Below are 25,504 nucleotides of genomic sequence, written 5' to 3' on the forward strand. Positions count from 1 at the left end.
GCAGGCATTTACAACGCGGGGGCGTCACGACCCGCAGACACACCAGAGACTGACTATGAATATTATTAAAAAAATCCGCAGCACCCTGTTCCGCTGGCAACAAAAATGGCTGTATGGCGTTATCAAAACCCAGATCATCGGGCCGGATATTAAAGATTTCAACCTGGACCCTGACAAGCCAATCATCTATGCCATGCTCTACCCGTCCCATGCAGAGCAGCTGGTGATAGATGCCGAAGTCAATAAACTGGGCTGGGGCAGTCCTCATCAGGACCGCATTGAGCGCCGCCTGCCGGGTAAGCCGTTTTTTAATATTTACCGCCGCGCCGGAACCCCCTTCCGCAAACAGGGCACACCGATTGTCGCCAAGCAGCTGATCCGTCAGGCCGAATGGCTGGCAGAACAGGATGAGCGCGATATTCAGGTTGTGCCTGTGCGGGTATTCTGGGGACGGGCACCGGAAAAAGAAGGCTCTTTCCTGCGTATCTGGCTGCAGAACAGCGGTACTCTGGGTGGCCGTTTATTTACTCTGATGGCCATTTTACTCAACGGTCGTAATACCTTTGTGCATTTCAGCCGGCCAATGTCGCTGCGTGAACTGTACGAGCCGGGTAAATCACCGGAAATGCTGGCGCGTAAAGTAGCCCGCGTATTGCGTGTGCATAACCGTCAGGTTTCCGCCTCGGTACTGGGACCGGATTTATCCCACCGCCGCACTCTGGTGCATCAGATTCCGCACAAGCCGCTGGTGCTGAAAGCTATTGAAGAAGAAGTAGCGACCCAGGGCATCAGTAAAGCCAAAGCGCAGCAGAAGGCGCTGAAGTATGCCGATGAAATTGCCTCCAATATTTCCTACACCAACGTGCGCTTCCTGGATGTGTTGCTGACCTGGGTATGGAATAAAATTTACGATGGTATTTCGCTGCACAATATCGAAAACCTGAAAAACATCAGCAAAGACAACGAAATTATTTATGTGCCCTGCCACCGCAGCCATATTGATTACCTGCTGCTGTCTTACGTTCTGTATCACCACGGTCTGCAACTGCCGCAGATTGCCGCAGGCATTAACCTTAATATGCCGGTTGTTGGCCCGATCCTGCGCCGTGGCGGTGCCTTCTTTATGCGCCGGACGTTCCGTGACAATAAACTCTATGCCGCGGTTTTTGATGAATACCTGCACTCGGTATTTTCCGGTGGTTACGCCACCGAATATTTCGTTGAAGGCGGACGTTCACGTACCGGCCGCACCCTGAGTCCGAAAGCCGGTATGCTGGCCATGACCCTGCGCAGCTATCTGCGCGATTCGCGCAAGCCGATTATGTTTGTGCCTGTATACACCGGTTACGAGAAAGTATTCGAAGCCAACAGTTATCTGGGCGAATTACGCGGCCAACAGAAGAAAAAAGAAAGCCTGCTGGGTGTTGTGGGTACACTGCGTTCTTTTAAACGTTCCTTCGGAAAAGTAAACGTTACTTTCGGCGAGCCGATTTACTTCACCGAATTCCTTAATCAGCAGCGCCCGGACTGGCGTGCGGAAGATTACAGCACTTGTGATTACCGTCCGGAATGGGCACCTAAGGTAGTTGATCAGCTGGCAAAAGAAGTGGTCACCGGTATCAACAGCGCGGCCTCCGTTAACCCGATCAACCTGATTGCCCTGAGCATTCTGTCGGCACCACGTCAGGCGATGGATGAGCAGCAGCTGATTGTGCAGATGGAATCCTACCGCAATCTGCTGGCACAAACCCCATACAGCAAGCTGACGGCCCTGCCGGATGGTAATGGTGCTGAGTGGCTGGCCTATGCCGAAAAACTGGATGCCGTATCGCGCTCCAAGCACCCACTTGGCGATCTGATTCAGACCAGCGACCGTCAGGCCGTTACCCTGACCTATTACCGCAACAACGTATTGCATTTAATTGCTCTGCCATCACTGCTGGCCTGTTTGTTTGTGAACAACCAGCGCTACAGCAGCGAACAGGTTCAGGCCATAGTTGCCAGCTTCTATCCTTATCTGCAGGCTGAATTATTCCTGCACTGGAACAGCAGCGAGCTGAGCAGCGAAGTACAGCGCTGGCTGGATGCATTGGTGGATTGTGGTTATCTGCATCTGAACGATAAGGGCTACCACGCCACGCCGGCCAGCAGTAATGAATATGCTCTGCTCGAAGGACTGGCGGCTAACGTGATGCAGACGCTGGAACGTTACTTCCTCACCCTGAGCGTGCTCAGCCGTAAAGGTTCAGGCGAACTCAGCGCCAAAGAACTGGAAGAACAATGCACCCTGCTGGCACAGCGTATCAGCCTGCTGTACGGCATTAACGCGCCGGAGTTCTTTGATAAATCGCTGTTCCGCACCCTGATTCAGCAACTGGTCAGTGAAAAACTGCTGGCAAAAAACAGCGATGACAAACTGACCTTCAGCAATGAACTGGATGCGCTGACCAGCGCACTGGAAGAAGTGCTGGATGGCGCTCTGCGTCAGAGCATTCTGCGCAGCGTTTAAACCTGCTCAGAGCATAAAAAAACCGGCATCTGCCGGTTTTTTTATATCTGTAATCTGTAGCAAAGCGCTTATTCAGCGTCAGTATCTTCTGGATTCCAGGGAGCAACTTTGGCTTTAACATAAACATCAAAGCGGTTGGATTTACCGGTTAAGGCAAAGGTTGGTTTTTTACCCGCCAGAGGCTCGGCTTTACGTGCCCGCTTCACCACTACCCGGCAACGGGCACAGGCAAGAGCCCGTTCAAGCAGATCATCAGCATCAGTGTCCTGCCCTACGACATCACGGAACGCCTGCATATCTTTTTTAACCTGCGCCGTTGCTTTCGGATCGTGATCAAACATCGGATCGAGATACACCACATCCGGTTGCCGCTGCGGATCGGATTCAGGCACCAGCAGATCGTGACTGCTGCCAAAGTGCAATTCAATACGGGCAATAATATCGGCAACTTCTGCATCGTTAGCGCCCCGCGCCAGACCATCGGCCAATAAGGCCGCGACCACCGGCTGACGTTCGTGAGCACGTACGCTGCAACCCAGAGTCGCCAGCACAAAGCTGTCACGACCAAGACCTGCGGTGGCATCCAGCACCGAGGGTTTGTACGAACCACTCACTCCCACCGCTTTGGCAATATCCTGCCCGAGACCGCCGCCAAATTTACGCCGGTGCGCCGCAGCTCCGGCAGAAAAATCAACACGTACCGCGGTGCGCAGATTATTGCCCTGACGCAGGCTCAGACCGTCATAGTCAAAGCACAGATGAAAACCATCCTGCTGCAACAGGGATTTAGGTGCCAGTGTCAGACCGTAGCGTTCACACAGTTCCCGGACTTCACTGTCCGATTCACGCACCAGATTGATTAGTTCAGTCACAACCTATCCGTTCTCAGACAAAAAACAGCAGCAATACGCCACCCAATGCCAGGCGGTACAGAACAAACGGCAGCATGCCAATCCGGTTAATAAAAGCCAGGAAGTAATAAATACAGACCCAGGCACTGACCGCCGACAATACCGCCCCCAGAGCCAGCGATGTCCAGTCAACCGGCAACAGCGACTGGCTCAGTTCATGCGCTTTTAAACCGCCGGCTGCCAGAATTAACGGAATCGATAACAGAAAAGAAAAACGCGCCGCATCAACCCGGTGTAAGCCAAGTAATAACGCCGCCGTCATAGTAATGCCGGAACGTGACGTACCGGGAATTAATGCCAGCGCCTGGGCGACACCAATAATCAACGCCATCGCCAGCGTCATTTTTGCCAGGCTGATGCCCTTCCCACGTTTCTGGTCGGCAATGCCCAATAAAATACCAAACCCGATCGTGGCCCAGGCAATCACTTCAACCGAACGCAGGTTAGCTTCAATCCAGTCGCCTAATAATACCCCGGCCAAACCGGCAGGAATCGTTGCCAGCCCGACATACCAGGCGAGTTTTGCATCAGCACTGGGCTTTGCCGTCCAGCCACTTTTAAACCATGCACTGATCAGCCTGTGAATATCCTGGCGGAAATAAAACATGACCGCTGCCAGTGTGCCCACATGCACGGCTACATCAAATGCCAGTCCCTGATCCTGCCAACCAAGAACCTGTGAAGGCAGAATAAGATGTGCCGAACTGGAAATAGGTAAAAACTCAGTTAATCCCTGCAGTACCGCCAGTACAATGATCTCAATAAGATCCATAAGTTGATTCCTTAAAAGTATTAATCCCGGCGCAACAGGCTCGGTTGCTCATCGAGTTTTTTCCAGGCAACAGAATCACGCAAATAAACCGGCGGATGTTGTTCGACACTGCCAAATTCACCGCGTTGCCATGCGTCCTCAGCCAGCGCCAACATAATATCGGCCTGAGGTTGCACATCAGCCCAGTCCTGAGCGCAGGAAGCAAATGCCGGCAGAGTAAGGCCATCCCCTGCAACGATACCGTCAAACGCCTTCAGCGCCTGCAGACACTGCTCCGGACTGCCGACGTGTTCGGCTCCGATCAATCGGCAAAGTTCACCTTCACGCTGGAAATGCCCCCAGAATACCTCTCCCATATGGGCATCCATTACCGCCATCACATGGTCAGCCTGAGAACTGCGTAAAGTTTTTAATGCCACACTCTGCAATGAGGAAATACCGCAAACAGGAAGCTCCAGTGCAAAAGCAATTCCCTGTAATACCGAAGCCGCAATCCGGATACCGGTAAAAGAGCCTGGTCCACGCCCGTAAGCTATGCCCTCCAGCTCTGCTTTTTTCACCCCTGCCCGGATTAACAACTCATCCACCATCGGCAATAAGCGCTGTGCATGACGACGCGGTTGATCTTCACACAACGACCAGTATTCCGAACCACGGCTAAGGGCAACAGAACACAGAGAGGATGAGGCATCAACGATCAATAAACAGGACATAATACTTTCCGCAGCGAACAGGCGCGGCAGTATAACACAGGGCATGATTCTTCCATCCTGCTGCCCAACGCTGACTGACAGTCCCTGCAGAACAAAAATGACAGGCGAAAAAAAACCCGGCATTGCCGGGTTTTTCAATGCAGCAATCAGCTTGCTACTTTTGGCGGACGACCGCGACGCTTAGGCGCAGTACCGGCAGCCGCAGCTGCTGGTTTGGCCTTAGCCGGACGACCACGGCGCTTAGGAGCGGCACCTGCAGCAGCCGGTGCAGCGGCTGCTTTAGCCGGACGACCGCGTTTTTTAGGAGCAGCAGCAGTTGCTGGCGCAGCTTTAGCCGGACGACCACGCTTTTTAGGCGCAGCAGCGGTTGTTGCTTTTGCTGCAGCCGGACGGCCACGCTTTTTAGGAGCAGCAGCGGTTGCTGTTTTTGCGGTTGCAGTTGCTTTGGCTTTCAGCTTTTTAGCAGCAACAGAGGCTTTGCCATGTTCTTTAGTGGCATGAGCTTTAACTTTTGCAGCATCCTGTTTGCCACGGGCTTTACGCCATTTGGCTTCAAATGCAGCAACGGCTTTCGCCAGATCGGCTTCTGCTTTAGCAACCAGTGACGCTTCAAACGCTTCAACAGCCGCAATGGCTTTTGCTGCCACTTCTTCTGCTTTCGCTTCAATTTGTGCAGCTTTAACCGCAACAGTAGCAGTACGGGCTTCAGCTTTCAGAGCCTGCAGCTTGGTATTTTCTGCTTTTACTTTAGCGTTAGCTGCAGCAACTGCGCGCTTGGCAGCAGGCGTTGGTTTAGCGGTTGCTTTTTCTTTTGCAGCGGTTGCTTTAGTTGCAGCAGCATCGACTTTAGCCTGTTGAGCGGTAACCGCTGCATGGGCTTTTTCAGATGCTTTTACTGCTGAAGCGACAACCGCTGGTACTGCCTCTGCAGTTTTAGCCGCAACTGCTTTAGCAGCTGCAGGCTTACGACCGCGTTTGGCTGGAGCTTTTTTAGGTCTGGCCATAGGTGAATTCCTCTAATATTCCTGATCAGGTAGGGTAACGCTAGCACAAAATATATAAGTGCATAAGCTAACGGGAGCAATAATAGTATTTTTATTATCGAAAACCAAAAAATAATGAATCAACAATGCTATTTATGACCTGTTTTTGCCTATTCTGGTCATTGTTCTGTGATATTCCGCTGCCATTACTGAAAATAGATATGATTTTTGCATCCTCGCGTTACTTGCAATGACGTATTTAACAGCCTGCCTATTAATCTCCCGGATTACTATTAAGGCACTTCTTAAGATACTTCTTAAGGTACTTCCGAATAATTCAGCCGTGTCTTAAATTCCGCTGAAAGGAAGTTCATCGATCGATAATGTAATAAGCAGCGTCTTGGTAGTTTTACGGATCAGTTTAATCCCGGTAGTTTAAAAGCTGACAATATTTGCCTGTTGGTACCCGGTAATGGCAAAAGCAAATACGGAATCACGCATTTATGTTCTGACTCAGCAAATAAAGATGAACCTTAATGGTGCACACACCTGTTTTTAAGTTGTTGATTCTATTAAAAAACCGATACGCCCCCAGGGCCTGTTGACATTAATTAAACAGGCCTGTTATCGGATAAAAATGCCTCAGACAAGGCGCTGAGAGTGTGGGATGTTCAGCACATCCCTGTGCTTCACCCCTTCGGGGTTGGCACGCCAATCTGTTCCAGACAGATTGGTAACGGGTTAAGCCAGCGAACAGCAACGCAGGATGAGGGATTTTTAGTCATAACCCTTCGGGCTGAGGCCAGTTTTCCCCATTAACGTCGTCGCTCGTCATTTATTTAGCCCGCTAATATCAGTCCTCTCTTCTTGTTCTGAGAAAAACTGGCTCTCAGCAGATCCGATTAACTTAGTGTCAACAGGCCCTAGGTATCTCCTGCACTAAGTGCAGTCGACCCCGGCCTTCAGAAGGTACTTTTTAATCTCTGCAACACCATCAGCACGTACAGATCGGGTCGCAATAGAGACAAATAAAGCTCAATGACATTAGCCGGTGCATAAAGGAAAGGTGAAAACCACCCGCTATGATTTAAACGGCCTACCGGAACAACATCACGATCAACTGTCGCCGGATGTAAAACGCGGACATAAAAAAAGGGCCGAGGCCCTTTTTAACTTATCCGGTTATTCAGCCCTGTAAGGCCTCAAGAACCTGAGAAGTGATTTCCTGCAGTGAGCCAACACCCTGGATGTGGCTGTACTTAGGCGCATTAGCCCCCTTTTCTGCTTCCAGTTTTTTGTAGAAGCTGACCAGTGGTGCAGTCTGATCATGGTAAATAGCCAGACGCTTGCGTACGGTTTCTTCCTGGTCATCATCACGCTGCACCAGATCTTCACCGCTTTCATCGTCTTTACCTTCCACTTTAGGTGGGTTGTAAATAACGTGGTAAACGCGGCCAGAACCCGGATGAACACGACGGCCACTGAGACGTTTAACAATCTCTTCGTCAGCTACGTCAATTTCGACAACGTGGTCGATATCAACGCCCGCTTCCAGCATGGCTTCTGCCTGAGGAATAGTGCGCGGGAAGCCATCAAACAGGAAACCGTTTACACAGTCATCCTGCTGAATACGTTCTTTTACCAGACCGATAATGATTTCATCAGAAACCAGACCGCCGGTTTCCATGATTTCTTTTACTTTAAGACCCAGTTCGCTACCGGCTTTTACTGCTGCACGCAGCATATCGCCGGTAGAGATTTGTGGAATAGCAAACTTTTCACAAATGAACTGTGCCTGTGTGCCTTTACCTGCACCGGGCGCACCCAACAGAATTACGCGCATGCGCATACCCCTTGTGGTTAATAGAAACTGTCCGGCGAGTCAAAAAATTGGTTATTTTTCAACCAGTCACGGAAAAAATAGGCCTAACCTTACTCCGAGCCGGGCTCTTGCTCAAGTGATTGTGATGAAAAAGCCGGGCAGATAATGCCCGACTTTGGTATAGACCGCGCAGCACCTGAAGTGATGCCACGCCCACGACAAGGGATTAACCTGTATTACGCATCCCAGCAGCAATACCAGCCATTGTGACTTTCAATGCACGCTCCACTTCTTTACTGACCACATCCTGATCCTGCCGCTCGCGGTACAGTAATTCGGCCTGCAGATAATGCAGTGGATCTGTATATGGATTACGCACACTCATGGAGTGCTGTAAGGCCAGGTTATCCTGCAGCAGAGTCTGCTGATCTTTAATCGCCAGCACCAGCTCACGGATCTTCTGCAAACGGATACGCAGCTGGCTGCCAAGCGGCTGTAACTCGGCTTCAACCAGACGACTTTCATAATACTGAGCAATAGCCGGATCGGCTTTCGATATCACCATTTCCAGCATATCGATATAGGTACGGAAGAACGGCCACTGCGCATACATCGATTGCAGCTGTGGCAGCTCACCATGATTAACCGGCTGCGCCAGAGCTTCATCCGAACCCAGCCAGGCAGGCAGCATTAAGCGCATTTGTGTCCAGGCAAAAATCCACGGAATAGCGCGCAGTGTTTCAATACCACCACCACTTTTACGGCGCGCTGGCCGGCTGCCTAATGATAATTTACCCAATTCCTGCTCCGGCGTTGCGGCGCGGAAATAACGGACAAAATCCGGCGTATCACGCACCATAGCCCGGTAAGATTTAACCCCGGCACCCGCTAACTGCTCCATACGCTCACGCCATTGCGGCTGTGCAGCTTCCGGCGGTAACAGATTGGCTTCCAATACCGCAGAAACATAAACTTTAAGGTTACGCACCGCCACTTCCGGTAAACCGAATTTAAAGCGGATCATTTCACCCTGCTCGGTTACCCGCAAGCCACCCAGTACCGACCCCGGCGGCTGCGATAAAATCGCCCGGTGAGCAGGACCGCCGCCGCGGCCAACACTGCCGCCACGACCATGGAATAAACGCAGTTTAATGCCTTTATCCTGTGCCGTTTTTGACAGCGCTTCCTGTGCCCGGTATTGCGCCCAGACAGCCGCCAGCTGACCGGCATCCTTAGAGGAATCGGAATAACCAATCATCACCTGTTGATGACCTTTACAGTACTGGCGGTACCAGTCCACCGACCAGAGTTTTTCCATGCGCGGCGCCGATTGTTCGAGATCACTAAGCGTTTCAAATAATGGCACCACCGGCATATGATCACGCACACCACAAGCCTGTAATAACAAGGCTACCGCCAGAATATCCGACGGCTCACTGGCCATGGAAATGATGTAACAAGACACACCGTCACCGGCGCGGGTCGCCAGCACGCTCATGGTGTCGAGCACTTCCTGCGTTTCGGCCGTTGGCGTCCAGCGGCTTGGAATTAACGGGCGGCGGGATGCAAGTTCGTTCAACAGGAACTGCTGTTTCTTTTCTTCATCCCAGGATTTGTAATCACCCCAGTTATAAAAGGCGCAGATTTCCTGCAGCACATCGGCATGACGGGTCGATTCCTGACGTACATCGAGTTTCACCAGCGCCAGACCAAAGCAGGCGACCCGGCGCAGGGTGTCGAGCAATGAACCATTGGCTACCGTATCCAGCCCCTGCTCAACCAGACTGTTGTAACAGAGCATTAATGGCTGCAGTAATTCATCATCTTCCAGCAGAGGTTCGTAATCGCTTTCCGCCCCACGGGCTTTGGCGGCCGCCCAGAGTTTGGTCTGTTCCAGCCGATGGCGCAGCTGATGCATACAGGCGCGGTAAGGTTCGTGCAGATTATCCGGATAAGCGCGGCGTAATTCCGCCGAGGCTGCCGTCATCGATAACTGCATGCCTAATTGTTCAATATCACGCAGGAATAAATCTGCAGCCATCCAGCGTGCGAGAAATAAAACCTCACGGGTAACGGCAGAAGTGACATTCGGATTGCCGTCACGGTCGCCTCCCATCCACGAAGAAAAACGTACCGGAGCCGCCGTCAGCGGTAATGCGCTGCTGCCACGCTGACGCAGTTCATCATCCAGATTGCGTAATAATTGCGGCACTGCGTACCAGAGCGAATTTTCGATCACCGCAAAACCCCATTTGGCTTCGTCCACAGCGGTTGGCCGTACCTGGCGGATTTCATCGCTGTGCCAGATTTCTTCCACCACCGAGGCCAGCTGCTGCTCAATTTCCAGCAATTGCGGATGGCCGTCGCGCAGATCATCACGTTGCTGCAGTAATCGGGCAATCAGATCGTATTTCTGGATCAGGGTACGGCGGGTAATTTCGGTCGGATGAGCGGTGAGAACCAGCTCAATATTCACATCGGCGACTTTCTGACTGAGATTCAGCCCGGCGATGCCTTTCTGCTGTAAACGGTCGAGTAAATTACTGAACATCTGCTCGACATCATCGTGCAGAAAATCACTGCGCCGCCAGCTGGCACCGTGCTGCTGTTCGGCAATATTGGCCAGATTAAGGAACTGATTAAAACCACGCACCACCGGCACCAGTGCATCATCCGGCATGGTTTTCAGTAATGCCAGTAAACGGTCGCGTTCGGCATCGTCGCCATTGCGGGCTTTTTTGGCCTGCTTACGGATATCCTCAATACGTTTGAGCATACTGCTGCCGTATTGATTTTCGATCGTTTTGCCCAGCAGGTTGCCCAGCAGTTTTACTTTGTCGCGTAACAAAGCATCCAATTCAAAAGCATCCGTAGCACTCATACCTACTCCTGTCAGATCGTTTTATTCAGTGTGCGGAAAAACAGACAGATAGCAAGGAGTTACGCAGGGTGACTTTCACTGCATTTTGGTAACACTTTGTTCAGTTACAGGGCAGCGGCTTTTTTTCATTCTATTCTGATAAAACAGCCAGAGAAAAAGGAACGCCCGATGAAAGCCTCAGAATTATTACGCCACTGGGAAAAAGAATTCGGTGAACCGCTGACTGCCGCCCGCTATGAATTGCCATTAAATGTAAAAGATGCGGCCCGGCTTGAAGCACTTGCAGAAATGTTTCCCGGCAGCACAAAAGAACGCATTCTGCGCGATCTGGTCAGTGCAGCATTATCGGATCTGACCAGCGGTTTTCCTTATATTGCCGGGGATAAAGTCGTGGCGCAGGATGAAGAAGGGTATCCGGTATTTGAGGATGTTGGGCCGACACCGCAATTCCTGCAGCTGACCCGCAAGCATCTGAACAGCCTGCAAAAAGGCAAACACTGAGCGGTACTGCTTCAGTGTTTTTCCTGCTGCTTGGCAGCCTGCCAGGCAGCTTCCATCTCAGCGACGCTGGCGTTGTCCCAGCCGCCCAGGCGTTCAACCTGCGCTTCGACCTGAGCGAAGCGCGAACAGAAACGGGCATTAGTGCCACGCAGCGCGACTTCCGCATCCACCTTTAAATGCCGGGCGAGATTACTGACGGCAAATAACAGATCGCCCACTTCATGCTCCAGCCGCTCTGGGTCGGCTGCGCTGATTTCGGCTTCGACTTCGGCCAGTTCTTCACGGATTTTATCCAGCACGCCCTGCACATCCGGCCAGTCAAAGCCCACTTTTGAGGCTTTTTTCTGTAATTTGACCGCCCGGTTAAGGGCCGGCAGCGTGGCCGGGACATCGGCCAGTAAACCGGAAGGCATATTCTGCGCTACGGGTTTGAGTGCTTTTTCCTGCTGTTTGATCAGATCCCAGTTGGCGTTGATCTCTGCCTCTTGCGGGCTGACCGAGGGGTCCCGCTCGCTGTGCAGTGTGCCCTGCGGAAACACGTGCGGATGACGGCGGATCAGTTTTTCTACCAGGCGATGAATAATCGAGTTGAGGTTAAACAACTGCCGCTCATCGCCCATCTGACCGTAAAAAATCACCTGAAACAGCAGATCGCCCAGCTCTTCTTCCAGATGCGGCCAGTCCTGACGTTCAATGGCATCGGCTACTTCGTAGGCTTCTTCCAGGGTGTGCGGCAGAATGGTGGCAAAATCCTGCTTCAGATCCCAGGGGCAGCCGGTCTGCGGATCACGCAGACGGCGCATCAGGTACAGCAAATCATCAAGGCCATAACTCATGAGCCATGGCCTCCACGTACCCGGCGGGCAGAAATCACATTTGGCAGTTGCGCAATTTTGCTCATCAGCCGGGCAAAGCGCTCAAGACTCTCAACTTCGACGGTCAACTGCATATTGGCGGTATTTTCCCCCTGATTGGACTGGGTATTCACCGACAGTACATTAATGCGTTCATTCGCCAGTACCGAGCTGACATCGCGCAGCAGACCGGTGCGGTCATAGGCCTGAATCAGCATATCCACCGGATAGGTACTGTTCGGCTTATTCCCCCAGCTGACCTGCAACAGACGCTGCGGCTCCATCGCTTCAAGATGCAGCAGGTTATCGCAGTCACTGCGGTGTACGGTCACGCCACGCCCCACGGTGATATAGCCACGGATGTCGTCACCCGGCACCGGCTGACAGCACTGCGCCAGCTGAGTCAGCAGATTGCCAACGCCTTCAATATAAATATCGTCGGCCTTGGCATGACGCTCACTGTGCTCCGGCTTACGCGCCAGCGGCAGCTCCTGCTGGCTGTTGCCGGTATCGGCTCTTTTCAGCACGTTATGCACAATCTGGCCAACGCGCAGATCACCCGCACCGACGGCGGCGAACATATCGTCCACCGACTTCATATTCATGTCTTTGGCGACATCGGTCAGCGGTTCGTTCACCAGATCCAGACGATCCAGCTCACGCAGGACCAGCTGGCGGCCTTCATCGATATTCTGATCGCGCGCCTGCAGTTTGAACCAGTGCGCCACTTTGGCACGCGCGCGGGTGGTATGAATATAACCGGATTCCGGATACAGCCAGTCGCGGCTCGGATGCGCATTGGCGTTGGTCAGAATTTCGACCTGCTCGCCGTTTTTCAACAGATAGGTCAGCGGCACAATACGGCCATTGACCTTGGCACCGCGGCATTTATTACCGACTTCGGTATGCACGCGGTAGGCGAAATCTACCGGCGTGGCACGCGGCGGTAAATCCACCACATGACCTTCGGGAGTGAACACATAAATGCGGTCGGGGTTAATGTCGGCGCGCAGTTCTCCCACCAGCTCCGGCAGATCGTCCAGCTCTTCGTGCCATTCCAGCACCTGACGCAGCCAGGCAATTTTCTGCTCGTAGCCCTGATCTTTGGCGTTGAGGTCGGTGCCTTTGTACAGCCAGTGCGCACAAACCCCAAGCTCGGCATCTTCGTGCATGTTGTGGGTACGGATCTGCACTTCCAGCACCTTGCCTTCAGGGCCGATCACGGCGGTATGCAGCGAGCGGTAACCGTTCTCTTTCGGGTTGGCGATATAGTCGTCAAATTCGTTCGGAATATGACGCCAGAGGGTGTGCACAATGCCCAGTGCGGCGTAACAGTCTTTCAGTTCCGGCACCAGAATACGCACCGCACGGATATCGTAAATCTGCGAAAAATCGAGGTTCTTGCGGCTCATCTTCCGCCAGATGCTGTAGATATGCTTGGCACGGCCATAAACATCGCATTTGATGCCGGCACCAAGCAGGTCATCACGCAGGCGCTGTACCACGGTTTCGATATAGTCCTGACGGGCAAGACGTTTTTCATCCAGCAGGCCGGCAATCTTTTTGTAAGCCTCAGGCTGCATATAGCGGAACGCCAGGTCCTCAAGCTCCCACTTCAGATGACCAATACCCAGACGGTGCGCCAGCGGCGCATAGATATTGAATACTTCTTCGGCAACCTTGCGGCGCTTGTCTTCCGGGCCATCTTTCACCGCGCGGATCGCCGAGGTCCGTTCGGCCAGCTTGATCAGCGCGACACGTACGTCATCGATCATTGCCACCAGCATTTTGCGCAGGTTCTCAACCTGTGCCTGACGCTGGCCCAGCACCACTTCGTCGCGCGAATTCTGGATTGCGCTGATCGCCGCCATGCGCAGCACGCCTTCAATCAGCTTGGCCACTTCGGCGCCAAAATCGCGCTCCACACGCTGCAGGGCCAGACGCCCTTCACGCACCGCACGGTAGAGAATGGCAGCCACCAGCGACTCGGTATCGAGACGCAGATCGAGCAGAATCTGCGCCATCTCAATACCCATCTGCACACTGTCGATTGACCAGTAGGTGCGGTTGGCAATGGCTTCGTCTGACAGCTGTTTCGCCAGTGTCAGCGCGCGCCCGAGTGTTTCCGGGTCTTTTACATCGTACGCCTGCTGGATGCTGTCCAGCCAACGTGAAACATCGAGCGATCCATCATGTAACAACGGATGATCATCTCTGACCTTAACCATGACGCTTAGCCTTTCTTTCCAGTAATACCATGGTTTCTACATGGTGAGTCTGCGGGAACATATCCATAATTCCCGCCTGCCGGACCTGATAACCGGCCGCGGCCAGCACATTCAGATCCCGTGCCAGAGTTGCCGCATCGCAGGACACATAGAGAATGCGCGGCACCCGGCGTGCAATAAGTTCGTTCATCACTCCGGCCGCTCCGGCGCGGGGCGGATCCAGCAGCACCGCCTGCGGCTCAGGCAAATCCGCCAGACCACCGGCGCCGCTTAAATCGGCCTGAATCGCTTGCAAAGGTAAGGCCAGATTGGACGCCTGTGTGGCCAGGCTGTCTACCATACTTTGCTCTACCTCCACCGCCAGTACCTGCTGCGAGCGTTTCGCCAGCGGCATACTGAAGTTGCCATGACCGGCAAACAGATCCCAGATAACTTCAGCGGCACCGGGCTGCAGCCAGTCCAGCGCCTGCTGCACCATGGCACGATTGACCGCGCCATTGACCTGCACAAAGTCGCTGAGTTCCAGCCGCAGTGCCAGATCATCAACCTGATGATGCAAAGGCTCAGCCTGTTCTGGCCATAACAGCTGTGGCGGCGCATCGCGTTCGCTTTTCAGCCACAGCTGTAACGGCAGCAGGCCATCGATATTGAGCCCTGCGGCAAAGCTGCACAGTTTTTTCTCATCACCCGGCGATAAAGGCTTCAGAATGCGCAATACCAGTGCCAGCGCATTATCGGCGGCAATGGCTTCAATCTGGGTAATGACTGCCCGCGCATCAAGGCGGTTAATCTGTTCACGCCAGGCTGCCCAGTCGAGAGCCGGGTACTCGGGCAACACCAGACAGCGGTCAATATTGCTGATATGCGCAGACGAGGCTTCACGGAAGCCAACAAAGTTCTCACGGCTGTCTTTGCTGTAACGCACACCGAGGCGCGCTTTGCGGCGGTAATGCCAGGGTTCAGCCACAATCGGCGCCGACCACTCCGGCACCTCAACGCCCTGACGGCTCAACTCACGCGCCACGCGCTCCTGTTTAAAGGCCACCTGAGCGTCATAGGCCAGATGCTGCAGATCACAGCCGCCACAGCGCTGGTAATGCGGACAGTCGGGGGTTACGCGTTCAGGGGAGGTTTTAATCAGATTCAGCAAACGGGTCTGCCACACCTTACGGCGGCGACCATCGAGCACCACTTCGGCTTCTTCGCCGGGCAAAGCACCGGGAACGAAATAGACATCGCGACCCAGCCGCGCCACCCCTTCCCCTTCCGAGGTCAGGTTATCCACCGACAGCGTCAGGCGCCGTTGTTTATCTGCTGGTTTCACCAGGCACTCCTTTAATGACCAGCCAGTATCATGCACAGCAGCACGACATGGCATCTGGCGCACAAGATTGGGGCAAAGGGGAAAAGATTCAAGGGCACCTCGGAATAACTCTGCAGCACTCACGCGAAGCTGTGCAGAATGATTCAGAGGTGCTCAGGGTCCGGGAGGAACACATCGCGCAGCGACTGACGGTTATCAGCCGCTGCATAACGCTCACTTTTCAGGAGCAAAGACACCGGATGACAGATAACGGTCACCTCGGTCGCAGATGATGGCAACTATAGTGGCGTTTTCCAGCGTTTGCGCCAGACGCAGGGCACCGGCCACCGCGCCACCGGAGGAAACTCCGCAGAAAATCCCCTCACGCCGCGCCAGTTCGCGCATGCAGTGCTCGGCTTCCTGCTGACTGATGTCCATCACCAGATCCACCTGACGGGCATCAAAGATAGTCGGCAGATATTCCTGCGGCCAGCGGCGGATTCCGGGAATAGCCGAACCGTCTTCAGGCTGCAGACCAACAATCTGCACCGCCGGATTCTGTTCCTTCAGGTAACGTGAGGTTCCCATAATGGTTCCCGTGGTACCCATTGAGCTGACAAAATGGGTGATGCGCCCACCGGTCTGCGCCCAGATTTCAGGTCCGGTGCTGTGATAATGCGCCTCGGGGTTATCACCATTGCCAAACTGATTCAGCACCTTGCCTTCGCCACGCGACTCCATCGCCAGCGCCAGATCGCGGGCGCCTTCCATACCACTGTCGACCAGAATCAGTTCTGCACCATAGGCTTCCATTGCCCAGCGCCGTTCCATGGTGGCACTGTCAGGCATGATCAGAATCATGCGGTAGCCCTTAATGGCAGCCGCCATCGCCAGCGCGATACCGGTATTGCCACTGGTGGCCTCAATCAAGGTATCGCCGGGCTGAATATCACCGCGCTGTTCGGCGCGTTCGATCATGGATAGCGCCGGACGATCTTTCACCGAGCCGGCCGGGTTATTACCTTCCAGCTTGAGCAGAATGGTATTGCTGCTGTCTGCCGGTAATAAACGCTGCAGACGTACCAGCGGTGTATTGCCCACGCAGTCGGCGATGGTCGGGTACTGAATATCGGTCACGGCGATCTCTACTTATAACCAAAGAGCGCGTAGTTTACCTTTGCACCTCACCTGAACGTAATATCAATTGGTGATTTCGTTATATCGCTGTGCATACCAGCGCACAGTCCTGCTGCGGCAATGCAGGCTGCGATTGCACCCATCCTGCCTGCCCTTTACTCTACGGCTTTACCTTTCTTTAAGTTGTGTGCATGAAAAACTGGACCATCCAGAGCCGTATTCTGTTTCTCGCTTTGCTACCCGGCGTTATTGTTTCCGTTGTGCTCGGTATTTTCTTTATGGCCGAGCGTGCACGCGACCTGAATGACCTGCTCGATCAGCGTGCGCTGGCGATGGCCAAGCAGCTGGCTCCGACCTGTGAATACGGCGTGATGACCGGCAATGTCGGTATTCTGCAGAACATCGCTAACAACATGCTGGAAGAAAAGGACGTCCGCTCGGTCAGCATCTATAACCAGGATGTGGAAATTCTGGCCCATGCCGGACCGAAAATGCTGACCGAGCGCATCGGCTCAGCACAACTGCAGGCTAACCAGTTACAGCTGCTGCGTACCGAAGGGTCGGTCCGGGTACGGGCACCGATTTTTGCCCAGAACCTGGTGATTCCTGACCAGCTGTCCGATCAGTTCTATGCCGAAGAAAGCCGCCAGATCAAACTGCTGGGCTGGGCCGAACTGGAGCTGTCAAACAGCAACACCCTGCTGTTGCGCTATCAGCATATTGCGTCTTCGCTAAGCGTTATTTTGCTGGCCCTGCTGAGCTGTACCTTTGTGGCTATCCGCTTCAGCCGTCAGGTATCTGAGCCTATGGGGCGCATCGTCAAAGCCATTGGCGAACTGGAAGACGGCAAGCTGGAAAGCCGTATTCATATCAACAGCGGCGGCGAGTTCCAGCAACTGGCCTCAGGCATCAATGCCATGGCCAGTGCACTGCAGCGCGTGAATACCGAACATCAGCAAAATCTGGAACAGGCGACACAGGATCTGCAGGAAACGCTGGATGAAATGGAAATCCGCAACCGCGAACTGACCATCGGCCGTAAAGAAGCACTGGAAGCCAGCCGCATGAAGTCAGAGTTCCTGGCCAATGTCAGCCATGAAATCCGCACCCCACTGAACGGTATTATCGGTTTCAGTGACCTGCTGCTGCGCACTCATGTGGATGAACGTCAGGCTGACTATCTGGATACCATCCGCAAATCCTCCGGCGATCTGCTGAACATCATTAACGACATTCTCGACCTGTCAAAAATTGATGCCGGCAAGCTGATTATTGAGCACACCAGCTTTAATCTGCGCGATGTTCTGGAAGATGTAATGACGGTACTGGCTCCGGCCGCCTTTCAGAAAGAACTGGAACTCAGCCACCTGATTTATTCAGATGTACCGCTGCAGATCGAAAGCGATCCCTTGCGCCTTAAACAGGTACTCACCAACCTGGTCAATAACGCCATCAAATTTACCGAGCGCGGCAACGTCAGCGTGCGCGTATCGCTGATCAGCAAGGGAGATAACCGCGCCAGCATCAAATTTGAAATCCAGGACTCCGGTATCGGCATGTCCGAAGAGCAGATCAACAAGATCTTTAATGCCTTCACCCAGGCCGACGCCAGTACTGCGCGCCAGTTTGGCGGCACCGGACTGGGCCTGATTATCTCCCGCGCTCTGGTCGAAGCCATGCACGGCGAGATACTGGTCAGCAGTCACGAAGGCCGGGGTTCGACTTTCAGCTTCCATATCCAGGTAGGTATGCATGCCGGGACGGTCAATAACCTGCCCCTGCTGAGCGGTCAGCATATCGCCCTGCTGGAGCCCTCACTGCTGAACCGGATGAATACCGGTGCCCTGCTCAATCAGTGGCAGGTTGAACACCACGACTGCGAAAACCGTCAGCAATTACTGGAATTACTGAACAGCAATGAGCATGAACTGCAGGCACTGATCGTTGCCGTCAGCCGTCAACACATCAACGACCCACAGCAACGCCTGTTTATGCAGCAGCTGGCACAGTATGAACTGCCCCTGATAGCCCTGATCGACAGCGTCAGCCACGAACATCTGGAGCAGCTGAAACAACAGGGCGCCAGCAGCAGTCTCAGCCAGCCGTTCCTGCATAAACGCCTGTATCAGGCGCTGTGCCGGGCTCTCGGCAACGAGGGAACGGAATTCCGTGACGCCCAGCCCGGCAACAGCAGCCATTCCTCGGCGCAGAAACCACCCTGTGTACTGGCCGTTGACGACAACAGCGCCAATCTGAAACTGGTGGTGACCCTGCTGCAGGAGCTGGGCATTCATGTGACAGCCGCCAGCAGCGGCCGCGATGCCATTGATATCGTGCAGCAACAGACCGTCGATATGGTGTTTATGGATATTCAGATGCCGGGCATGAATGGTCTGGAAGCCACCGAGCAGATACGTACCCTGCCAGGCAGAGGAACACTGCCAATTATTGCACTCACCGCCCATGCCATGGCCGATGAAAAAGAGGCCCTGATTAAAGCCGGCATGAACGATTACCAGACCAAGCCCATCAGCCAGGAGCAGCTGGCCGCCTGTGTTGAGCGCTGGACCGGTTACCGCTCACTCAGCCCGGCGGCCGCGGCTGAAGCCTCACCGCCATCGAAAAGTCAGTGCGAATGGGTGTTTGATGCGGCAACGGCCTTACGCCACGCCAACCACAAGGTCGATCTGGCGCAGGATATGTTCCGCATGCTGCTGGATTCATTGCAGCAGGATATGCAGCATATTGTCGATGCCTGGGAAGAAGAAAATATGGATGATCTGCTGGAACGGGTTCACCGGGTTCACGGCGCTACCCGCTACTGCGGTGTTCCCTGCCTGCGCAGCACGCTGGAAACTTTTGAAACGGCATTAAAAGCCAACCGCCAGGCGGAGCTGCCAACGCTGATGCGGCAACTGGTGGAAGATGTCGCCAATCTGCAGCAGTGGGCACAAAGTAACGACTGGAAAACCACGCTGGCGGAAGCCGCCAGCAAACGCAGCGAGCAATTCACCAGCGCCTGACCTCCAGTACCTGACCCGGCAGCATTTAACTCAGCAGTGCAAAGGCCTGAATCCAGTCGCCTTCATCGGACAGGCTGACCAGCGCACGTTGCCCGCCCAGAAACTGCAAGCGCTCTGCGGCAGCCGCATGCAGCAATACCTGCGGCGCCCCCAGTTCATCACGCAGTATTTCCAGCTGCTGAAACCCCACCCCCTTGGCAATGCCGGTGCCCAGCGCTTTGGCCAGCGCTTCTTTGGCGGCATATTGTTTGGCCAGAAAGTTAAGGGGATTGGCGCGCGAACGATACAACGTCTGCTCGGCCGGGGTCAGAATGCGCTGCACAAAACGCTCACCATGGCGCTCAACAGCCTGGTGAATCCGTATGCTGTCGAGCAGGTCGGTGCCGATGGCAATCACCCCCGGCACCTGTTTCAACTCATCGGCCTGCGCCACGACAGTAGTCCTCAGCCGCGCTGTGTAGCCGCAGCCAGCAGGTCACGCATTTCACGAACCGCTTCTTTCAGGCCGACAAACAGCGCCCGGGCAACGATGGCATGACCGATATTCAGTTCGTTCATGCAGGGAATCGCGGCGATGGCTTCCACATTGTGGTAATGCAGACCATGGCCGGCATTCACAATCAGACCACGTTCATGGGCATAGGCGGCGGCTTCCTGAATACGCTTCAGCTCAAGCTGTTGCTCTGCTTCGTTTTTGGCATCGGCGTAACGGCCGGTATGCAGTTCAATCACCGGTGCGCCAACACGCAGCGTGGCGTCGATCTGGGCAAAATCCGGATCAATAAACAGCGATACTTCACTGTTAATCACCTGCAGACGCTCAACCGCCGCACGGATATGGGCTTCCTGACCAATCACATCCAATCCGCCTTCGGTGGTCAGCTCTTCACGCTTTTCCGGCACCAGACAGGTACAGGGCGGACAGACTTCCTCGGCCAGCTCGAGCATGGCATCGGTAACCGCCATTTCCAGATTCATACGGGTGGACAGGGTTTCGGCCAGCACATACACATCACGGGTCTGAATATGACGACGGTCTTCCCGCGGGTGAATGGTAATGCCATCGGCGCCGGCTTCTTCCGCCAGAAATGCCGCCTGGACCGGGTCGGGATAAATGGTGCCGCGCGCCTGACGCAGGGTGGCAACGTGGTCGATATTCACGCCCAGAAGGACGCGTTGAGCATTTTTCACAGGGACTTCCCTCTTGTCTGAACAGGCATTACTGGATGATGTTAATAATACTGATGAGCTTAACGGCCCGGCTGAAACAGTTCGCGGCTGATCAGTGGCCGCTCCAGCAGGTCTTCAAGTGCACAACGCAGCACCTGCTTGGCCGCTGCCCAGCATTGTGGCCGCTGCGCCCGGCCTTGTCCAAGCTCGAGTAAATATTCACCGGAGAACAACGGCTGCCTCAGCGCCGGAGCCACGGAGGCATCCGAACGCACAAAGCCTTCACGGGCGATAAAACGATAGAATTCAGAAGCATTGACCGGACGTCCCTCACGATCCTGTTGCCAGGAAAAACCATATCCCAGCGTCTGCAACAGCTGATATTCAAACAGGCGTAACCAGGGGTCCGGTAAACCGGGATGCTGCAGCCCTTCAAGGGTTCTGACGTAAGTCAGGAAGAGTTCTGGCTGAGCTTCATAGCGTGGTAATAAGCGCACCAGTAATTCAGCGAGGTACAGACCGCAGTACAGGTTAGCCCCCCGCAGAGAGTAAGTTTGCAGACTGCGCAGGCCGCGTAACTGCGGCCAGTCTTCGGCACGGGCCCAGTCACCCTGATAGCGCTGGTGCAGATCGGGTTGTGGCTGGCTGCGCCCGGCAACCACACTCAGCCGTCCCTGTTCTGCGGTAAATATATCCAGCAGCCATTCCTGCTCCCGCAGGGGCTGACGCTGCAGTACAAACAGCGTCTTCATAACTTAACCGATGCGGTCGTCGTAACCCAGACTGCGCAGGGCACGCTCGTCATCAGACCAGCCGGCTTTGACTTTAACCCAGAGCTTGAGCATGACTTTGCAGTCGAACAGCTGCTCCATATCTTTGCGGGCTTCCTGACCAATCTGCTTGATACGGTAACCACCATCGCCGATAACAATGGCTTTCTGCGAAGCGCGCTCTACCAGAATCAGAGCACTGATTTCGATTAACGTACCGGTGTGCACAAACTCTTCGATCTCAACCGTCATCGCATAAGGCAGCTCATCGCCCAGCTGACGCATGATTTTTTCACGCACCAGTTCAGCTGCCAGAAAGCGCGAACTGCGGTCGGTGATCTGGTCTTCCGGAAAGAAGTATTGGTTTTCCGGCAGATAGCTTTCGATCAGGTTTTCCAGCCGCTCGACGTTATGGCCGGTTTTGGCGCTGACCGGAATAATCTGGTCGAAATTATGCCGGCTGCTGAGTTCCTGCAGCACAGGCAGTAATTCTTCTTTTTCACGGACGAAATCGACCTTATTCACCACCAGAACCACCGGGGCGCGCTGGGATTTAACCGCCTGCAGCACCATTTCGTCTTCTTCAGTCCAGCGTGTACGGTCGACCAGCATCAGAATCAGATCCACGTCTTTCACTGCCGTGGTTGCCGCTTTGTTCATATAGCGGTTAATCGCTTTTTCCTGATGCTTATGCATACCCGGGGTATCGACATATACGACCTGAACATCACCTTCGGTTTTGATCCCTAAAATCTGATGGCGGGTAGTCTGCGGTTTACGCGACGTAATGGATAATTTCTGCCCGAGAATACGGTTCAGCAGTGTGGATTTGCCCACATTCGGGCGGCCAACGATGGCTACATAGCCGGTACGTTGTGTCATTATTTTTCCTCTCCTGCGTCATGCGCAGGCTCTGCTGATTCGTCAATGCCCAGTATAGTCAGAACCTGAGCGGCGGCGCTTTGCTCGGCACCACGGCGGCTGCTGCCCTGGGCGACAATCGCATCAGCCAGTTCAGGAATACGACACTCAACGGTAAATACCTGCTCGTTGGTCGGACCTTCGACGTTCAGAACTTCATATTTCGGCAGACTGGATTTACGCCCCTGCTGATATTCCTGCAGACGGGTTTTCGGATCTTTAATCGGATCTTCCAGCGTTAAGGCATCAAGGCGGGTTGCGTACCAGGACAGAATGCGCTCGCGTGCGGCTTCCAGACCAGCATCCAGATACATAGCACCAATTAAGGCTTCAACCGTATCGGCCAGAATAGACTCACGGCGATGACCACCGCTTTTTAATTCACCGGAACCCAGTAACAGAAAATCACCGAGATCAAATTCACGGGCAATCACCGCCAGTGTTTCGCCTTTTACCATGCGCGCACGCAGGCGGCTCAGCTTGCCTTCTTTCGCCTGGGGAAAACGGCGGTATAAATCTTCAGCGACGACAAAATTCAGAATCGAGTCGCCGAGAAACTCCAGCCGTTCGTTATTGCTGATGCCTTTACTGCGGTGTGTCAGCGCCAGCATAACCAGCGATTCATCGCGGAAGTTATAGCCCAGGCGCTGAGATAATTTAACGAGGGGATTATTCACTGAGTAAAATCTTTTTGCACTTGGAAACGTACCACCATATCGATATTCCCGAGATAGGTGTCACGGGCTTCATAGGTCCAGTCCAGTGTGAATCCCTGATCACCCTTGCGGATTTTCAGCTCATCGAGACTGGCTTTAATATTGTTGTCCTGCAGTCGTGTTTCCAGCAGTCGCTTGAAATCCTTAGGTCTCATATCGGCGCGATATTCGCGATCCTTGGTTACGCCATCAAGAATGGTTCCGATCAGTTTATTGTCCCAATACATTGGAATCAGAGTAATAGCTCCTTTAACCAGGAGGATACCCACAAACAATACAACCAGAATCGAAACGATTGAGAGACCACGCTGACGACGCATATTAATCATCCACTTTCAGAACGGCTAGGAAGGCAGATTGTGGGATTTCCACACTGCCGATTTGTTTCATTCGTTTTTTACCTTCTTTCTGCTTCTGCAGCAGTTTTTTCTTACGGCTGACGTCACCACCATAACATTTTGCGGTTACGTTTTTACGCAGCGCTTTTACCGTCGTGCGGGCAACAACCTGATTACCCATTGCCGCCTGAATCGCCACGTCAAACATCTGCCGCGGAATCAGCTCTTTCATTTTTTCGGTCAGCGACGCACCACGACGACGAACGTTATCACGGTGCATAATCACCGCCAGCGCATCCACGCGTTCACCGTTAACCAGCACATCCAGACGCACCAGCGGTGCTTCCTGGAAACGGGTAAAGTTATAATCGAGTGAGGCAAAACCACGACTGGCCGATTTCAGACGGTCAAAGAAATCCATCACCACTTCGGCCAGCGGAATTTCATATTTCAGCGCCACCTGCGTACCGGTGTACTGCATGTCCACCTGTACACCACGTTTTTCGATACACAGGGTAATCACGTTACCCAGATATTCCTGTGGCACCAGAATATTACATTCGGCAATCGGCTCACGCATTTCATCGATTACGCCAGGATCAGGCAGTTTTGATGGGTTATCCACCATCAGCACTTCGCCTTTTTTATTCACCACTTCATAAATTACCGTTGGTGCGGTGGTAATCAGATCGAGGTCGTATTCGCGCTCCAGACGCTCCTGAATAATTTCCATGTGCAGCATGCCAAGGAAACCACAACGGAAACCAAAGCCCAGTGCGTCGGAATTTTCCGGCTCATAGAACAGCGACGCATCGTTCAGCGACAGTTTTTCCAGCGCATCACGGAAGGCTTCAAAATCGTCGGAAGATACCGGGAACAGACCGGCATACACCTGCGGCTTCACTTTCTGGAAACCCGGTAACGCATCGACATCAGGGAATTTCGCGCTGACGATGGTATCGCCCACCGGCGCACCGTGAATGTCTTTGATGCTGCCGACCATATAACCCACTTCACCGGTACCCAGTTCGCCGGTTGGAGTCATTTTCGGCGTAAAGATACCAATGCCGTCCACCAGGTGGTCACGGCCGGTGGATTTCATGCGGATTTTGTCGCCTTTCTTGATGCTGCCGTTTTTCACCCGGATCAGGGAGACAACGCCCAGATAAGAATCGAACCAGGAGTCGATGATCAGCGCCTGTAACGGGGCATCCGGGTCACCTTCCGGCGGCGGGATATTAGCCACCAGATCTTCCAGTACATCTTCGATATTCAGACCGCTTTTGGCGCTGCAACGCACAGCATCGGTCGCATCCAGGCCGATAATTTCTTCGATTTCCTGTGCGACTTTATCCGGATCAGCCTGCGGCAGATCCATCTTGTTCAGTACCGGGCGAACTTCCAGGCCCTGCTCAATGGCGGTATAGCAGTTGGCGACCGACTGGGCTTCAACGCCCTGAGCAGCATCCACCACCAGCAGTGCCCCTTCACAGGCCGACAGCGAACGGCTGACTTCGTAGCTGAAATCCACGTGTCCCGGAGTATCAATAAAGTTCAGCTGGTAAACCTCACCATTGCGGGCTTTATAGTCCAGCGTCACGCTCTGGGCCTTGATGGTAATGCCACGCTCACGCTCAATATCCATCGAATCCAGTACCTGCGCCTGCATTTCCCGGTCGGAAAGGCCGCCACATACCTGAATAAAACGATCTGAAAGAGTGGATTTGCCGTGGTCGATATGGGCAATGATGGAAAAGTTACGAATGTGGTCCAGCTGGCTCACAGAATACAACCCGGTTGTTAATTGAAATGGTGGGCGATTTTACTTGAAAGGCAGGGCAAAGGCTATTTTGTACGCTATCCGGCAATCCGGCTGCGGCCAGCCGCCATAAACAACACAGCCCGGCCAGGGCCGTAATGCTGTTCACTTAACGTTTTAAATCATTTTGAAA

20 protein-coding genes are annotated in these 25,504 nt (G+C 53.7%); 3 read left to right on the plus strand and 17 right to left on the minus strand.

All coding sequences use genetic code 11. From position 1 onward, the window contains the following. Window positions 1–55 precede the first annotated feature (55 nt). Window positions 56–2,509, plus strand: coding sequence for a glycerol-3-phosphate 1-O-acyltransferase PlsB (gene plsB / locus LGT44_RS07265; RefSeq protein WP_230331123.1), 2,454 nt, complete (start codon window positions 56–58; stop codon window positions 2,507–2,509). 68 nt (window positions 2,510–2,577) lie between these two features. Here plsB and LGT44_RS07270 read toward each other — a convergent pair whose 3' ends face one another. From LGT44_RS07270 to ppc, 6 genes are all read right to left on the minus strand, one after another. After that, window positions 2,578–3,381, minus strand: a complete 804-nt coding sequence (locus LGT44_RS07270) for a class I SAM-dependent methyltransferase (RefSeq protein WP_225691539.1) — start codon at window positions 3,379–3,381, stop codon at window positions 2,578–2,580. A 13-nt stretch (window positions 3,382–3,394) separates the two neighbouring features. Beyond that, window positions 3,395–4,192 (minus strand): undecaprenyl-diphosphate phosphatase, encoded by a 798-nt coding sequence (locus tag LGT44_RS07275; protein WP_145469182.1) that lies wholly within the window; start codon window positions 4,190–4,192, stop codon window positions 3,395–3,397. 20 nt (window positions 4,193–4,212) lie between these two features. Further along, entirely contained in the window at window positions 4,213–4,905 is a 693-nt protein-coding gene (tsaB, locus tag LGT44_RS07280) for a tRNA (adenosine(37)-N6)-threonylcarbamoyltransferase complex dimerization subunit type 1 TsaB (protein WP_230331122.1), read from the minus strand. A 146-nt stretch (window positions 4,906–5,051) separates the two neighbouring features. Next, entirely contained in the window at window positions 5,052–5,909 is an 858-nt protein-coding gene (locus LGT44_RS07285) for a hypothetical protein (RefSeq protein ID WP_230331121.1), read from the minus strand. A 1,165-nt stretch (window positions 5,910–7,074) separates the two neighbouring features. Next, window positions 7,075–7,731: an adenylate kinase gene (gene adk / locus LGT44_RS07290; protein ID WP_145469179.1), complete on the minus strand. Its 657-nt coding sequence runs from the start codon at window positions 7,729–7,731 to the stop codon at window positions 7,075–7,077. A gap of 205 nt (window positions 7,732–7,936) precedes the next feature. Next, window positions 7,937–10,591: a phosphoenolpyruvate carboxylase gene (ppc, locus tag LGT44_RS07295; RefSeq protein ID WP_230331120.1), complete on the minus strand. Its 2,655-nt coding sequence runs from the start codon at window positions 10,589–10,591 to the stop codon at window positions 7,937–7,939. Window positions 10,592–10,759: 168 nt separating this feature from the next. Between ppc and LGT44_RS07300 the strand changes: the two genes are divergently transcribed. Further along, window positions 10,760–11,092 carry a type 1 pili tip component gene (locus tag LGT44_RS07300; RefSeq protein WP_225691535.1) on the plus strand — a complete coding sequence of 111 codons (333 nt, stop codon included), beginning with the start codon at window positions 10,760–10,762 and terminating at the stop codon, window positions 11,090–11,092. Between the two features lie 11 nt (window positions 11,093–11,103). Here the strand turns inward: LGT44_RS07300 and mazG are convergent, their stop codons facing one another. From mazG to cysM, 4 genes are all read right to left on the minus strand, one after another. After that, on the minus strand, window positions 11,104–11,928 hold the full coding sequence (gene mazG / locus LGT44_RS07305) for a nucleoside triphosphate pyrophosphohydrolase (RefSeq protein WP_230331119.1): 825 nt from the start codon (window positions 11,926–11,928) through the stop codon (window positions 11,104–11,106). Beyond that, the gene (relA, locus tag LGT44_RS07310; protein WP_145469175.1) at window positions 11,925–14,174 is read right to left on the minus strand and encodes a GTP diphosphokinase; all 2,250 of its coding nucleotides are present in this window, start codon (window positions 14,172–14,174) and stop codon (window positions 11,925–11,927) included. The genes mazG and relA overlap by 4 nt, the downstream gene beginning before the upstream one ends. Then, window positions 14,167–15,498, minus strand: a complete 1,332-nt coding sequence (gene rlmD, locus LGT44_RS07315; RefSeq protein WP_230331118.1) for a 23S rRNA (uracil(1939)-C(5))-methyltransferase RlmD — start codon at window positions 15,496–15,498, stop codon at window positions 14,167–14,169. The genes relA and rlmD overlap by 8 nt, the downstream gene beginning before the upstream one ends. Before the next feature lie 213 nt (window positions 15,499–15,711). Then, the gene (gene cysM, locus LGT44_RS07320) at window positions 15,712–16,605 is read right to left on the minus strand and encodes a cysteine synthase CysM (RefSeq protein WP_145469521.1); all 894 of its coding nucleotides are present in this window, start codon (window positions 16,603–16,605) and stop codon (window positions 15,712–15,714) included. A gap of 200 nt (window positions 16,606–16,805) precedes the next feature. On the opposite strand from cysM, the gene LGT44_RS07325 reads away from it, so the two are divergent. Beyond that, window positions 16,806–19,637: a response regulator gene (locus LGT44_RS07325; RefSeq protein WP_230331117.1), complete on the plus strand. Its 2,832-nt coding sequence runs from the start codon at window positions 16,806–16,808 to the stop codon at window positions 19,635–19,637. 25 nt (window positions 19,638–19,662) lie between these two features. On the opposite strand, the gene acpS is transcribed toward LGT44_RS07325, so the two are convergent. Genes acpS through lepA form a run of 7 tightly spaced genes read right to left on the minus strand, consistent with a single transcriptional unit; the run spans window position 19,663 to window position 25,335 of the window. Further along, window positions 19,663–20,070, minus strand: a complete 408-nt coding sequence (gene acpS / locus LGT44_RS07330) for a holo-ACP synthase (RefSeq protein ID WP_230331116.1) — start codon at window positions 20,068–20,070, stop codon at window positions 19,663–19,665. A gap of 11 nt (window positions 20,071–20,081) precedes the next feature. Beyond that, entirely contained in the window at window positions 20,082–20,828 is a 747-nt protein-coding gene (pdxJ, locus tag LGT44_RS07335; protein WP_230331115.1) for a pyridoxine 5'-phosphate synthase, read from the minus strand. 59 nt (window positions 20,829–20,887) lie between these two features. Continuing rightward, window positions 20,888–21,559, minus strand: coding sequence for a DNA repair protein RecO (gene recO, locus LGT44_RS07340; RefSeq protein ID WP_230331114.1), 672 nt, complete (start codon window positions 21,557–21,559; stop codon window positions 20,888–20,890). Between the two features lie 3 nt (window positions 21,560–21,562). After that, window positions 21,563–22,459, minus strand: coding sequence for a GTPase Era (gene era, locus LGT44_RS07345; protein ID WP_145469171.1), 897 nt, complete (start codon window positions 22,457–22,459; stop codon window positions 21,563–21,565). Next, the gene (gene rnc, locus LGT44_RS07350; protein ID WP_230331113.1) at window positions 22,459–23,175 is read right to left on the minus strand and encodes a ribonuclease III; all 717 of its coding nucleotides are present in this window, start codon (window positions 23,173–23,175) and stop codon (window positions 22,459–22,461) included. The genes era and rnc overlap by 1 nt, the downstream gene beginning before the upstream one ends. Next, window positions 23,172–23,534, minus strand: coding sequence for a DUF4845 domain-containing protein (locus LGT44_RS07355; protein WP_230331112.1), 363 nt, complete (start codon window positions 23,532–23,534; stop codon window positions 23,172–23,174). Before LGT44_RS07355 ends, rnc begins: the two co-directional genes overlap by 4 nt. A 1-nt stretch (window position 23,535) precedes the next feature. Next, the gene (gene lepA / locus LGT44_RS07360; protein WP_225691527.1) at window positions 23,536–25,335 is read right to left on the minus strand and encodes a translation elongation factor 4; all 1,800 of its coding nucleotides are present in this window, start codon (window positions 25,333–25,335) and stop codon (window positions 23,536–23,538) included. Between the last annotated feature and the right edge of the window lie 169 nt (window positions 25,336–25,504).

This window comes from Thalassolituus alkanivorans, from assembly GCF_020447205.1.
In the GTDB taxonomy this organism is placed as follows: domain Bacteria; phylum Pseudomonadota; class Gammaproteobacteria; order Pseudomonadales; family Oceanobacteraceae; genus Venatoribacter; species Venatoribacter alkanivorans.